The sequence below is a fragment of the Pseudomonas sp. NPDC087803 genome, from assembly GCF_044742995.1.
Classification (GTDB): domain Bacteria; phylum Pseudomonadota; class Gammaproteobacteria; order Pseudomonadales; family Pseudomonadaceae; genus Aquipseudomonas.
Genome location: NZ_JBIUVO010000048.1, coordinates 1 through 13,074 on the forward strand (window position 1 = coordinate 1; position 13,074 = coordinate 13,074).

The following is a 13,074-nucleotide window of genomic DNA, read 5'->3' on the forward strand; positions in this document are numbered from 1 at the left end:
ACGGTCTCGACGCACACTTTCCCGCCGACGGTGACGACAGCGAAGCGCTGCTGCAATTACACAGCCAGAAGGCCTGACTCTAATCCGAGGGGAAACACCATGGGATTCAATTGCGGCATCGTCGGTTTGCCTAACGTCGGCAAGTCCACCCTGTTCAACGCCCTGACCAAATCCGGTATCGCGGCCGAGAACTTCCCCTTCTGCACCATCGAGCCGAACAGCGGCATCGTGCCGATGCCGGATCCACGTCTGGAAGCCCTGGCGGCGATCGTCAATCCGAAGCGCATCCTGCCGACCACCATGGAATTCGTCGACATCGCAGGCCTGGTGGCCGGTGCCTCGAAAGGTGAAGGTCTGGGCAACAAGTTTCTGGCCAACATCCGCGAAACCGACGCCATCGCTCACGTGGTGCGCTGCTTCGAAGACGACAACGTGATCCACGTTTCCAACAGCGTCGACCCGAAACGCGACATCGAAATCATCGACCTGGAACTGATCTTCGCCGACCTCGACAGCTGCGAGAAGCAACTGCAGAAAGTCGCGCGCAACGCCAAGGGTGGTGACAAGGACGCAGTCGTTCAGAAAGCTCTGCTGGAGCAACTGATCGCACACTTCACCGAAGCCAAACCTGCGCGCAGCCTGATGAAGAACATGAGCGCTGACGAGAAGGCCGTGATCAAGGGCTTCCACCTGCTGACCACCAAACCGGTCATGTACATCGCCAACGTCGCTGAAGACGGTTTCGAGAACAACCCGCACCTGGACGTGGTCAAGGCCATCGCCGAAGAAGAAGGCGCCATGGTCGTTCCGGTCTGCAACAAGATCGAAGCGGAAATCGCCGAACTCGACGACGGCGAAGAGAAGGACATGTTCCTCGAGGCCCTGGGCCTGGAAGAGCCTGGCCTGAACCGCGTGATCCGCGCCGGCTACGAAATGCTGCACCTGCAGACCTACTTCACCGCCGGTGTCGAAGAAGTCCGCGCCTGGACCGTCAAAGTCGGTGCCACCGCACCACAAGCTGCCGGCGTGATCCACACCGACTTCGAAAAAGGCTTCATCCGCGCCGAAGTCATCGCCTACAACGACTTCATCCAGTACAAGGGCGAAGCCGGTACCAAGGAAGCCGGTAAATGGCGCCTGGAAGGCAAGGACTACATCGTCAAAGACGGCGACGTGATGCACTTCCGCTTCAACGTCTAAGCAACACGCCCAAGAAAAAGCCGCGTTTGATACGCGGCTTTTTTGTGCCTGACAGATTTGTATGCAACACCAGCAATACCCTGTGGGAGCGGGCTTGCTCGCGAAAGCGATGTGTCAGCCACATTAATATCGACTGATACACCGCATTCGCGAGCAAGCCCGCTCCCACAGTTGGAATTGTGTAGGTCAGGTTTTTTTGGTGCGCGGCAGGAAGATCGCCAGTACGCCAAACAACGGCAAAAACGAGCACAGGAAATACACGTACTCGATGCCATGGACATCCGCCAGATGCCCAAGCAACGCCGCACCAATCCCGCCAAACCCGAACATCAAGCCAAAGAACACCCCGGCAATCATCCCGACATTGCCCGGCACCAACTCCTGTGCGTACACCACAATCGCCGAAAACGCCGAAGCCAGAATGAAGCCAATCACCACGCTGAGCACAGTGGTCCAGAACAGATCGACGTGCGGCATCAGCAGCGTGAACGGTGCCACACCAAGGATCGAAAACCAGATCACCGCCTTACGCCCGATCTTGTCGCCAATCGGCCCGCCAAAGAACGTACCCGCCGCCACCGCACCGAGAAACAGGAACAGGTGCAGCTGCGAGCTGGCCACCGACAGGTCGAATTTCTCGATCAGGTAAAACGTGAAATAGCTGGTGAGGCTGGCCATGTAGAAATACTTTGAGAACACCAGCAGGCCGAGCACCACCAGCGCACTGGTCACCCTGCCCTTCGACAGCCCGTGAGTCGCCGCCTGCCCGGCCTTGAGTTTGAACAGGTTGAGGTGATGGGCGTACCAGCGGCTGATGCGATACAGCACGAACAGCGCAAACACCGCGAACAGACCGAACCACGCCACGTTGCCCTGGCCGAACGGAATGATGATCGCCGCTGCCAGCAACGGGCCGAACGCAGAACCGGCGTTACCGCCGACCTGAAAGGTCGATTGAGCCAGCCCAAAGCGTCCGCCCGAGGCCAGCCGCGCGATCCGCGAAGCCTCGGGGTGGAACGTCGAGGAGCCGATACCGATCAGCGCCGCCGCCAGCAGAATCAACGGGAAACTGCCAACCATCGACATCATCACGATGCCGATCAGCGTGCAAACCGAACCTGCCGGCAACAGCCACGGTTTCGGATGGCGGTCCGTGTGATAACCGACCCACGGCTGCAACAGCGATGCGGTCAACTGGAAGGTCAGCGTGATCAGGCCGACCTGGGTGAAGCTCAAACCATAGTTAGCCTTGAGCATCGGATAGATCGACGGTAGCACCGACTGAATCAGGTCGTTGATCAAATGCGCCAGCGCCACCGCGCCGATGATTCGCATCACCAACGGGCTGCTTTGGGGAGGAGCGGACGCCGAGGCAGCGGCGGTCTGAGCGTTACTGATAGCCATGGAAGTTTCCGTACAGCAGATGGGTGCACGCGGGCAGGTGCGCCAATGTGCCATTTTTCGGTGCGCCAGCGCCATCCCCTTAGCCAGCTAACTAACGTCCAACTCCAAAACTCTTCAATCCCTGTAGGAGCTGCCGCAGGCTGCGATCTTTTGATTCTGTTTTTTAGGAGCAAGATCAAAAGATCGCAGCCTGCGGCAGCTCCTACAGGGGATATGCGATTCCACAGGTGATAGCGCAACGCCATGGTCTGAATCTTGCCTTGCTTCTACCCTCGAACGCGGCCGCCTTACAAAGGCAGCCGAGAATGGGAAGTTTCGCTACAGAGCCGGCCTACAGAGCGGGCGAGAGTGAACTTTCGAGGCCTTTTAGCAGGGCACGACATCCAGGTCGCACGGCCGCGATGCACGCCATTGGTGCGTGGTGTCCAGAGGAGTCATGAGGCATGCAGGCTTTCTTGTCACCGGGGATCAAATTGCTGGGGCGGTTTGGATTCGCGCGTAAATTCCAGCTGTTGTTTCTGCTGTTCATTCTGCCGTTGGCCGGCAGCCTGTTGATGATCGGCCAGGACTATCGCGACAAGCTCAACCTGATTTCCGGCGAACGCGCCGGCGTACGCCAGTTGCTCAGCCTCGATGCGCTGGACAACCTGCTCGCCGCCCAGCGCGACCGCGCCGCTCGTTGGCGCGCCACCGAAACCAATCGCCAGCCGACCCCGGCGACCCTCGCCGCCATGGCTGCATTCGACGCCGTGCAACCGGCCGTCCAGCAAGCCACCAGCGATTTGGGCAACGCCCTGAACAAGGAAGGCGCCGAAGGCGAAACCCTCGCTCGCTATCAAGCCCTGCAAACCGCGCTCGGTGGTCTGGATTCGAAAAGCCTCAGCAGCGTCGGCTGGTGGCCGGACGGTTACGATCGTTTCACCAACGCCCTCAGCGCCCTGCAAGCCTTGCGCGAGCAGATCGTCATGGACAACCGCCTGACGCTGGCGCCGTGGCTGGAAACCTATCTGCTGACGCAGATCTCCACGCAGCACGCACCGGACCTGATCGAGCGCGTGGGTCGCCTGGCGGCGGTCGGTCAGGCTTCGGTAGTCTCGGGTCAATTCACCCTGCAAAGCCGCTTGCAGTTGCGCGACCTGCGCGGCCGCATCGGCGATGCCCGCGAACAGCTTGTCAAAACCGCCGGCCTGCTCGAAGCGCGTCTGCCAAGCGATCTGCAAACCTGGGCCGGTCAGTACCACGACAGTCTCAAGCGCCTCGATGCCGGGCTGAAGGTGCTGGATGACGGCGTGTTCGGCGGCAGCATCACGCTTAAACCGGAAGACTTCGAACGCAGCCTCGACGCCCTGTTGAGCGACCTTGCATCGTTGCGCCAGCAATCGCTGCTGTCGCTGGATCAGCGTCTGGATGCCTACCACGCTTCGGCGATTCGCCAGTTCATCGTGGTCGCCGCCGTGTTCGGCTGTCTGCTGCTGGCGGCGCTGTACCTGTTCGTCTGCCTGCAGGCTTCGATCCGCCGCAGCGCCAGCGGCATTACTCTGCTGGCCGAAGCCCTGCGTGACGGCAACCTCAGCCTGCAAGTACCGGTGGTGGGCCGTGATGAGCTGGCGGCGATCAGCACCGCGCTCAACGTCGCCGTGGTGCAGTTGCGCGCAAGCATGCTCGGGGTCGATCACGAAACCTCGCAACTGAGCCACGCGGTGCGCAGCCTCAACGATCACTCCAGTGGCGCGCTGAGCGAAGTCGAAGCACAGCAGTTGCAGATCAGCCAGATCGCCGCCGCTGCCACGCAACTGGCCGCCACTTCGCAAGGGGTGGCGCAGAGTTGCGAACAGGCTTCCGGCAGCGCCCAGCACACCCGGCGCATCGCCGCTGACAGCAGCCGCGACAGTCAGCGCACCACGGCGAGCATTCAGCAACTCAACCAACGCCTTAACGACACCGCAGCGGCGCTCGGCCGGGTCAGCGAGCAAGGCCAGCAGATTCAACTGGTGGTCGACACCATTCGTGGCGTCGCCGAGCAGACCAACCTGTTGGCGCTCAACGCCGCGATCGAGGCGGCACGCGCCGGCGAACAGGGACGCGGCTTTGCCGTGGTCGCCGATGAAGTGCGCAGCCTGTCGCAGCGCACCCAGTCATCGACCGCGCAGATCGCCGGCACAGTCGATAGCCTGCGCGCCACGGTCAACGAAGCGGTGAGTCTGATGGAAGCCGCGTGCGGCCAGGCGCAATCGGATGCCGAGGCCGTGACCGGTCTTGGTGAACGCCTCGGCGAAATTGCCAGTGCCGTGCAGAGTGTCACTGACACCCTGGCGCAGATCGCCACCGCCGTGGAAGAACAGGCGAGCACTGCCGATGAAGTCAGCGGCAATATCCAGCAGGTCGATCAGGCCGCCGTGCGCTTATTGGAAGGCGCCCGCGCAGTGAATCTGGCGGCGGACACCTTGAGCCAGGGTAGCAAGGCCCTGAGCGACAACACCGCACGCTTTCGCCTCAGTTGATCCGCGCCTCGGGGAAGTCCGCTTCCAGCTCGGTCTTCAGCCACTGAATAAACCACGCCGCATCCGCCGACAGTTCGGCGGACGGCGTGAGCACCCGATAGCTTTCCAGCTTCACCTGGGCGTCCACCGCGCGCACCAGTTTGCCGGACTTCAGCTCCTCGCGAACCAGCACTTCGTTGGCCAGGGCTATGCCCTGCCCGCTTTCGGCCACCGACAACGCGTGATCGTTATTGACGTAGAGCATGTCCGAATTGAGGTGAATATCCAGGTCGTGGGCGGCGAACCACAGGTTCCACCACTCGCCGTCATCGACGTGGATCAGCTCATGCCGAATCAGATCCGCCGGGCCGGTCACAGGCCCGATACTGGCGAGATAGTGCGGGGTGCAGATCGGAAATACGCGCGGGCAGATCAACGCTTCACGGGAGTCGGCGTACTGCCCGTCGAGGCCATAGACGATGCCCAGATCAGCGCTTTTGCCATCGACTTCGGTGAAGGTCGAGTTCGGCTCGATGGCGAATTTCAAACCCGGGCGCAAATGGCGCATCGCTTCGATGCGCGGCATCAACCAGCGCTTGGCGAAACCCGGCACCACCATGATCCGCAACCAGCGCTCGGCCTCCTTGGGCTGCGCTTCCTTGCCGGCCTCGATGATCAACTGCAGGGCGGCGGCGATCTTGCGGTGGTACTTCTCCCCCGCCGCTGTCAGGTTGACCCCGCGCGAGGTGCGCTCGAACAACTGAATGCCCAGCCACTCCTCGAGCAACTTCACGTGTCGACCAATCGCCGGCTGGGTCACGTGCAGGGCTTTCGAGGCTTCGACGTAGCTGCCCAGACGCGCGGCGGCATCAAACGCACGCACCGCGTTGAGCGGCGGCAAACGGTGGTCGGGCATGATTCCTGGCACCTTCGGCTGTTAAATTAACTAACAGCTGCCATGTTTAAATTGAAGTGTCGCCCCGCGCAACCCCTGGCTGATAATCGAGCCACAGCAGAACAAAAAAACAGCTGGTTTTACCCCGTACGCAATCTCGATCCTGCCCAGAAAAATAATATCCATGGCCCGACGACGTCGCTGATTCGCAGCGCCATCGCAGGCGATGGGGGAATCGGAGGTAACGCATGAATGCCCTGCATTCGCTGCAAACGCTGGCGGTGTCGATCCGCTCGGTGCGCAAGGTTTACGGTGATCCGAACACCGGTCCGGTGGCGTTGAAAAACATCGACCTGGACATCCGCGACAACGAATTCTTCACCCTGCTCGGCCCTTCCGGCTGCGGCAAAACCACCCTGCTGCGGATGATCGCTGGCTTCGAGTTTCCTACCGAAGGCGAGATCCTGCTGTACGGCGAAAATATCGCTGATCGCCCGCCGTTCCAGCGCCCGGTCAACACGGTGTTCCAGCACTACGCACTGTTCCCGCACATGACCATCGCCGAGAACCTGGCCTTCGGCCTCGAATCGCAGCCGATGGGCAAGGTGTTGAACAAAGCGCAGATCGCCGAGCGCGTGCGCGAAATGCTCGCGCTGGTGCAGATGGAACGCTTCGCCCAGCGCAAACCGGCGCAGCTGTCCGGCGGCCAGCAACAGCGCGTCGCCCTCGCCCGCGCACTGGCGCCACACCCCAAGGTGCTGCTGCTCGATGAGCCGCTGTCGGCACTCGATCTGAAGCTGCGCCAAGCCATGCGCGAAGAGCTGAAATCGATTCAGGCCAAGACCGGCATCACCTTCATCTTCGTCACCCACGACCAGGAAGAAGCGCTGACCATGTCCGACCGCATCGCCGTGTTGTCCGAAGGCGAAGTGCAACAGGTCGGCCGCCCGGAGGACATCTACGAACGCCCGCGCAATCGCTTCGTGGCCGACTTCATCGGCGAAACCAACTTCATCGAAGGCACCGTCACGCAAGTCGAGGACGGCATGGCCTGGTTCGCCGGGCCGGCCGGGCATCCGCTGCCAGCGCAAGCGTGCAGCGATGTGGCGGTCGGCGCCAGCGTGACCTTGTCGGTGCGTCCCGAGCGCCTGCATCTGGTGCCCGCGTCCACCGACGCCGCACTGCCGTGCCGGATCGAAGCGCAGATCTACCTCGGCACCGATCTGCAATATCAGGTCAGCCTCAGCGACGATTCGCGCCTCACCGTGCGCACGCCCAACTGCGTCGACCAGAGCCTGCGCTTTGTCGTCGGCAGTCAGGCCGGTCTGTTGTTCGACCGGGGAAGCGCCAGCGTCCTGCACGATTGAGCCCGAGGAGTTGCCATGCACGCCTTACCGATTGCCAACACGCTGGAACGCCGCAAGGCTTTCCAGAGCTTCCTCGGAGTGAGCCCGGCGCTGCTCGCCATCGGCTTGTTTCTGGTGGTGCCGATCCTGATCGTCATCGGCTATTCGCTGATGGAAGCCAACCCCTACGGCGGGGTCAATAAAGTCTTCAGCAGCGATGCGTACACCTCGTTGCTGTTCGAACGCCAGATGGACGACAGCCTCGCGTTCGCCGACTCCTACCTGATCATCGCCCTGCGCTCGATCGGCATTGCCAGCCTGACCACGATCATCACCCTGCTGATCGGTTTCCCGGTTGCGGTGTGGCTGGCGATGCAACCGGCGCATCGGCGTGGTCTGCTGATCTTTCTGATCACCGTGCCATTCTGGGCCAACCTGCTGATCCGCACCTACGCGTGGATTCTGCTGCTGCGAAACACCGGGGTGATCAATAACAGCCTGATGGGTATGGGCGTCATCCATGAGCCGCTGCAGTTGTTGTACACCGACGGCGCGGTGCTGCTGGGGCTGGTTTATACCTACGCGCCGTTCGTGGTGTTGCCGATCTACGCGACGCTGGAAAAGATGGATATCCGCCTGCTCGAAGCCGCTCAGGATCTGTATGCCGGCCGCGTGCGCACCTTGCGCAAAGTAGTGTTGCCGATTGCCAGACCGGGGATTCTCGCTGGCGCCATCCTCACCTTTGTACCGTGCCTGGGCGCGATGATCGCCCCGGAACTGCTCGGCGGCGGTACGCGGATGATGCTCGGCAACCTGATTTTCCGGCAGTTCAGCGATGCCCGTAACTGGCCGTTCGGCGCCGCACTGTCGCTGGTGCTGATGGCCGCGGTGATGCTGGTGCTGACCGTGTATGCCCTGCGCGCCGAGCGCCAGCGCATCGCCAAAGGAGGTGTGTGATGCTCGCGCTATTCAAACGCAAAGGGCTGGGCGTGCAGGATTTCCCCGGCTTCGGCGGCTTCAGTTTCCTGTTCTATCTGTACCTGTACGCGCCGATCGTGGTGTTGGTGGTGTTCTCGTTCAACGCCAACCAATCGGCGACGGTATGGACCGGCTTCAGCCTCGACTGGTACCGCGCCGCGTTCGCCAATCAGGCCCTGCGCCAGGCCGCTGGCAACAGCCTGTTGATCGCGGTTTGCGCAAGCATGATCGCCACGGCGATCGCCACCCTCGCCGCCCTCGGCACCTCCCGTGGGGCGAAGTTCAAGGGCCTGCAATTGTCGATGGGCGCAATCATGCTGCCGCTGGTGTTGCCGGAAATCGTCGTCGGTGTGGCGACGCTCGCACTGTTCTCCACCATCGGCCTGTCGCTGGGCTACGGCAACCTGATCATCGCCCATACGGTGTTCTGCATTCCGTTCGCCTACCTGCCGATCCGTGCGCGTCTCAACGACATGGACCTGTCGCTGGAGCAAGCCTCCGCCGACCTCTACGCCGGCCCGTGGCGCACCTTCCGCAAAGTGACCTTGCCGCTGCTGATGCCGGGGATTTTCTCCGGGTTGATGCTGGCCTTCATCGTCTCGCTGGATAACTTCGTGATCTCGATGATGGTCTCCCAGGCCGGCACCACCACCCTGCCGATCTTCATCTTCGGTCTGTTGCGCATGGGCGTGACACCCGACGTCAACGCCGTCTCGACCCTGATCCTCGGCGTCTCGGTGCTGTTCGTCAGCCTCTCTTACCTGCTGGGCAAAAAGCCCGCCTGAACCTTCTACGAACCGTGGGGAAATAACATGAGCAAGTGGATGAAAAGCGTCGGTACCGGGTTGTTCCTGACTGTGCCGCTGGTGATGACCGGCAGCGTTCAGGCCGCGGAAAAACTCAACGTGGTGAGCTGGAGCGGCTACTTCTCGCCGGAGATTCTCGCCAAGTTCCAGAAGCAGACAGGCATCGAAGTCACGGTCGATTCCTACGACTCCAACGAGACCCTGCTGGCCAAACTGAAACAGGGTGGCGCCGGCTACGATGTGGCGATTCCGTCGCACCAGTTCATCCCGATCCTGATCAAGGAAAACCTGCTGGAGCGCTTCGACCCGGTCAAGGAGCCGTACTACGCCAGCGTTGTGGATAACCTGAAAAAACCGAGCTGGGATCCGGAGGGCGCGTACTCGGTGCCGTTCATCTGGGGCACTACTAGCGTGGTGCTCGACAGTGCGCGCTACCAGGGCCCGGCCGACAGCTACAAGGTTTTGTATGAGCCGCCAGCCGAGTTGCAGGGGCGGATCAACATGTTCGATTCGGTCAGCGACATGGTCGACATGGCCAGCCTGTACCTGAACATTCCGCTGTGCAGTGAAGACCCGAAACAGATGCAGCAGATCCTCACCCTGCTCAAGGCGCAGAAGCCGTTCGTGAAGACTTACAGCTCCAAGGCCGGTTCGATCCGCGAAAACCTCGCCTCGGGTGAAATCGACATGTCGATGTTCTGGGGCGGCTCGTCGATGCGCGCCCGCGAGATGAAACCGAGCCTGAAATACCTCTACCCGAAAGAAGGCGTACTGGCTTGGGTCGACAACATGGTCATCCCCACCGGCAGCAAGAACCCGGCGAATGCCAAGGCGTTTATCGCGTTCCTCAGCCAGCCGGAAAACTCGGCGATGACGCAGAACTTCCTCAAGCACCAGAGCCCGATCAAAGGTGTCGAGCCGTTCCTTGATGCCGCGCTAAAGGATGCGCCGGAATTGCACATTCCCGAGGGCACCCACGTGGTGTTCAGCAAGACTTGCGGTGAAGGCGCGATCCGTCTCGCTGATCGTCTCTGGACCAACCTGATGCGTTGATCCCTGCCGCCCCGGCATGCGGCCGGGGCGTTTCTCCAGCCGTCTGAAAGGCGCCGTTGTCATGAACTCCAATAACATCAGCGAACTGGTCCTGCTCCAGGCCCACGCCCTTGCCGACCGCATCCGCCTGCGCCAGGTGTCCTGCCGCGAAGTGATGCAGACTTATCTTGCCCATATCGAATGTTTCAACCCGCAGGTCAACGCGCTGATCAGCCTGCAATCACCTGAAAATCTGCTGGCTCAGGCCGATGAGCGCGACGCCGAACTGGCGCGCGGTGAATACCGTGGCTGGATGCACGGCCTGCCCCATGCGATCAAGGATCTGTCGCTGACCCGGGGCATCCGCACCACGCTCGGCTCGCCGCTGTTCAAGGACTTTATCCCCGAGCGCGACGGCATCATGGTCGAGCGGATCAAAGCGGCCGGCGCGATCATTATCGGCAAGACCAACACCCCGGAATTCGGCCTCGGTTCGCAGAGTTACAACCCGCTGTTCGGTGCCACTGGCTGTGCCTTTGACCCGAGCAAAACCGCGGGCGGCAGCAGCGGGGGCGCAGCGGCAGCACTGGCGATGCATCTGGTGCCGGTGGCCGATGGCAGCGACATGATGGGTTCGCTGCGCAACCCGGCTGCGTTCAACAACATCTTTGGTTTCCGTCCGTCTCAGGGCCGCGTGCCGTTTGATGACAGTGCCGATCTGTTTTTCGATCAACTCGGTTATGAAGGACCGATGGCGCGCAGCGTGAGGGATGCGGCATTGCTGCTGTCGGTGCAGGCCGGGGGCGATGCGCGGGCGCCGTTGTCGATCAGCGCATCCGGGGAGGCATTTGCCGCACCGCTGGAGCGCGACTTCAAAGGCACTCGGTTGGGGTGGCTGGGGGACTTCAATGGCTACCTGCCGATGGAGAGAGGTGTGCTGTCGCTGTGTGAGAAGACCTTTGTCGACTTTGAAAGCATCGGTTGTCAGGTCGAGTCGGTTGAGCCGGGTTTCGCGCCTGAGCGGTTGTGGAGCAGTTGGCGCACGTTGCGGCACTGGATGGTCGCGGGGTCTTTGGGCGTGACGTATGCCGATCCGCAAAAACGCGCGTTGTTGAAACCGGAGGCGATCTGGGAAGTGGAAAACGGTCTGAAGCTTTCAGCCTGCGAAGTGTTCGCCGCATCCGTGGTGCGCAGCGATTGGTATCGGGCGATTTCCCGGTTGTTCGAACGCTACGACTACCTGCTGCTGCCCAGTGCCCAGGTCTTCCCGTTCGATAAAACCCAGCCTTGGCCGACGTCTATCGAAGGCGTGAGCATGGACACTTATCATCGCTGGATGGAAGTGGTGATCCCCGGCACGCTGTCCGGTTGCCCGGTGGCCAGCGTCCAGGCCGGCTTCAACGCATGGGGGTTGCCGATGGGATTGCAGATCATCGGCCGGCATCAGGCGGACTTCGCGGTTCTGCAACTGGCACACGCTTATGAACAGGCCAGCCGCTGGTTCCAACGCTGTCCTTCACCGCTGCTCGGCCAATGATTTTGATAAACGGTTGAAAGCGTAGAAAAAATTTTTAAATTTACGCTTGACGCTTTTCCATTTCAGGGGAATAATGCGCGCCACTTGGCTACATAGCTCAGTTGGTTAGAGCATAGCATTCATAATGCTGGGGTCCGGGGTTCAAGTCCCTGTGTAGCCACCAAGTACTAAAAACGGCTTACCGAAAGGTAGGCCGTTTTTTTATGCCTCGAAAAAACCGTCCTCTGTGGTGAGGGGATTTATCCCCGATGGCTGCGAAGCGCCCCTCTCGACAAAGCTGGCTGATCCAGTCGCCACTCCCCTCCCCATAACTGCTCATTGGCCTTGACCATGCCGAACCGACGCCGGCACGGTGCCGGAATCCGCCACCAATTTCGGCAAGATTATGGTCGCGGGGGCCATGCTCTTTCCATCAGCCAGCACTGCGGTAGCGACCGCACTCGGCGCTGACCTGGCCTTGGGCCGCTTGGCCGGCGGCGGGATTCTGCAACAACGCCTCAACTGGGCCATCCGTGGCGCAGGCGGCCCGGCCAGCGTGTTCATCCTCGGGATGCTGCCGACCCGAATGGGCGACGGCACACTGCACACCGATGACCAACTACGCAGCATGAGCCGCGCCAGCACTCGCGTGCGCTTCCAGTTCCGGCGTGATGCCGAAGGCGCCATGCAGATTTACGGCATCCACACCAGCGCCTCGGGCGATGACTCGGTGCGTACCGTCAACGTCGAGTGGAACAGCGACAAGACTGCCATGGAGGCCAGGCTCAACGGCATCACGATTTTGTGGACGCCGCAACGCGGGCCACTCGGTTCAATGCCGCCGCTGGTTTATCCGGAACACGGCGAGCAACTGAACACGATCCTTGTTCACCCGATACCTGAGAACACTGACAGCCAGATAGAAGGCCTGCCCGGCGAGGACATTACCGCCGAGGATTGTATTCTGGTGTTCCCGGCCGAGACTGGGTTGAAGTCGCTTTATGTGGTGTTTTCAAGGCCGGCAAGACTGATGCCGGGGACGGTGACGGGGGTTGGTGAGGATGTTCCGGGGATATGGCTTGCTGGAGCGGGAACGGGGATCGGTGCGCCGATTCCGACACGGATTGCGGATAGGCTCAGGGGACGGGAGTTTTCGAGTTTCGATGCCTTCAGAAAAGCGTTCTGGACTGAGGTTGTGAATGATCCAGATTTGAGCAACCACTTCATCCCGGACAACATTGAACGAATGCAGAATGGCAATGCCCCAAAGGCACGTTACAGAGATGCACATGGTTCAAAAGGATCCTTTGAAATTCATCATGTCGATCCGATCTCCCAGGGTGGAGAGGTTTATAACGTAGACAATTTGCGAGTTAACACGCCCAAAAACCACGCGGATATTCATCGGAAATGACTT

General features: G+C 60.9%; 10 protein-coding genes and 1 tRNA gene. 9 read left to right on the plus strand and 2 right to left on the minus strand.

Features of this window, described 5'->3' with window-relative positions:
• The first annotated feature begins 99 nt into the window (after positions 1 to 99).
• Entirely contained in the window at positions 100 to 1,200 is a 1,101-nt protein-coding gene (gene ychF / locus ACIOUG_RS20050; RefSeq protein WP_103306068.1) for a redox-regulated ATPase YchF, read from the plus strand.
• A gap of 186 nt (positions 1,201 to 1,386) precedes the next feature.
• Here ychF and ACIOUG_RS20055 read toward each other — a convergent pair whose 3' ends face one another.
• Positions 1,387 to 2,604 carry an MFS transporter gene (locus tag ACIOUG_RS20055; RefSeq protein ID WP_003228168.1) on the minus strand — a complete coding sequence of 406 codons (1,218 nt, stop codon included), beginning with the start codon at positions 2,602 to 2,604 and terminating at the stop codon, positions 1,387 to 1,389.
• A 443-nt stretch (positions 2,605 to 3,047) separates the two neighbouring features.
• Between ACIOUG_RS20055 and ACIOUG_RS20060 the strand changes: the two genes are divergently transcribed.
• Positions 3,048 to 5,105 (plus strand): methyl-accepting chemotaxis protein, encoded by a 2,058-nt coding sequence (locus tag ACIOUG_RS20060; RefSeq protein ID WP_401068071.1) that lies wholly within the window; start codon positions 3,048 to 3,050, stop codon positions 5,103 to 5,105.
• Here the strand turns inward: ACIOUG_RS20060 and ACIOUG_RS20065 are convergent.
• Positions 5,098 to 6,000 (minus strand): LysR substrate-binding domain-containing protein, encoded by a 903-nt coding sequence (locus ACIOUG_RS20065; RefSeq protein WP_401068072.1) that lies wholly within the window; start codon positions 5,998 to 6,000, stop codon positions 5,098 to 5,100. The genes ACIOUG_RS20060 and ACIOUG_RS20065 overlap by 8 nt on opposite strands.
• Before the next feature lie 227 nt (positions 6,001 to 6,227).
• On the opposite strand from ACIOUG_RS20065, the gene ACIOUG_RS20070 reads away from it, so the two are divergent.
• The 7 genes from ACIOUG_RS20070 to ACIOUG_RS20100 all read left to right on the plus strand — a co-directional run bounded on the left by ACIOUG_RS20070 (position 6,228) and on the right by ACIOUG_RS20100 (position 13,071).
• Positions 6,228 to 7,346, plus strand: coding sequence for an ABC transporter ATP-binding protein (locus ACIOUG_RS20070; RefSeq protein ID WP_401068074.1), 1,119 nt, complete (start codon positions 6,228 to 6,230; stop codon positions 7,344 to 7,346).
• Positions 7,347 to 7,361: 15 nt separating this feature from the next.
• Positions 7,362 to 8,282 carry an ABC transporter permease gene (locus ACIOUG_RS20075; RefSeq protein ID WP_401068077.1) on the plus strand — a complete coding sequence of 307 codons (921 nt, stop codon included), beginning with the start codon at positions 7,362 to 7,364 and terminating at the stop codon, positions 8,280 to 8,282.
• Positions 8,282 to 9,088: an ABC transporter permease gene (locus ACIOUG_RS20080; protein ID WP_258676013.1), complete on the plus strand. Its 807-nt coding sequence runs from the start codon at positions 8,282 to 8,284 to the stop codon at positions 9,086 to 9,088. The genes ACIOUG_RS20075 and ACIOUG_RS20080 overlap by 1 nt, the downstream gene beginning before the upstream one ends.
• A 39-nt stretch (positions 9,089 to 9,127) precedes the next feature.
• Entirely contained in the window at positions 9,128 to 10,162 is a 1,035-nt protein-coding gene (locus tag ACIOUG_RS20085) for an extracellular solute-binding protein (RefSeq protein ID WP_401068118.1), read from the plus strand.
• 61 nt (positions 10,163 to 10,223) lie between these two features.
• The gene (locus tag ACIOUG_RS20090; RefSeq protein ID WP_401068080.1) at positions 10,224 to 11,678 is read left to right on the plus strand and encodes an amidase; all 1,455 of its coding nucleotides are present in this window, start codon (positions 10,224 to 10,226) and stop codon (positions 11,676 to 11,678) included.
• Between the two features lie 86 nt (positions 11,679 to 11,764).
• Positions 11,765 to 11,841: transfer RNA gene (locus ACIOUG_RS20095), tRNA-Met, on the plus strand.
• A 189-nt stretch (positions 11,842 to 12,030) separates the two neighbouring features.
• Positions 12,031 to 13,071, plus strand: a complete 1,041-nt coding sequence (locus ACIOUG_RS20100) for an S-type pyocin domain-containing protein (RefSeq protein ID WP_401068083.1) — start codon at positions 12,031 to 12,033, stop codon at positions 13,069 to 13,071.
• Positions 13,072 to 13,074 lie beyond the last annotated feature (3 nt).

Bases quoted from the DNA above. Each gene is read 5' to 3' on its own strand.
- ACIOUG_RS20090 (WP_401068080.1), top strand. From the start codon at position 10,224: ATGAACTCCAATAACATCAGCGAACTGGTCCTGCTCCAGGCCCACGCC.
- ACIOUG_RS20065 (WP_401068072.1), bottom strand. From the start codon at position 6,000: ATGCCCGACCACCGTTTGCCGCCGCTCAACGCGGTGCGTGCGTTTGAT.
- ACIOUG_RS20055 (WP_003228168.1), bottom strand. From the start codon at position 2,604: ATGGCTATCAGTAACGCTCAGACCGCCGCTGCCTCGGCGTCCGCTCCT.
- ACIOUG_RS20070 (WP_401068074.1), top strand. From the start codon at position 6,228: ATGAATGCCCTGCATTCGCTGCAAACGCTGGCGGTGTCGATCCGCTCG.
- ACIOUG_RS20075 (WP_401068077.1), top strand. From the start codon at position 7,362: ATGCACGCCTTACCGATTGCCAACACGCTGGAACGCCGCAAGGCTTTC.
- ACIOUG_RS20080 (WP_258676013.1), top strand. From the start codon at position 8,282: ATGCTCGCGCTATTCAAACGCAAAGGGCTGGGCGTGCAGGATTTCCCC.
- ACIOUG_RS20060 (WP_401068071.1), top strand. From the start codon at position 3,048: ATGCAGGCTTTCTTGTCACCGGGGATCAAATTGCTGGGGCGGTTTGGA.
- ychF (WP_103306068.1), top strand. From the start codon at position 100: ATGGGATTCAATTGCGGCATCGTCGGTTTGCCTAACGTCGGCAAGTCC.
- ACIOUG_RS20085 (WP_401068118.1), top strand. From the start codon at position 9,128: ATGAAAAGCGTCGGTACCGGGTTGTTCCTGACTGTGCCGCTGGTGATG.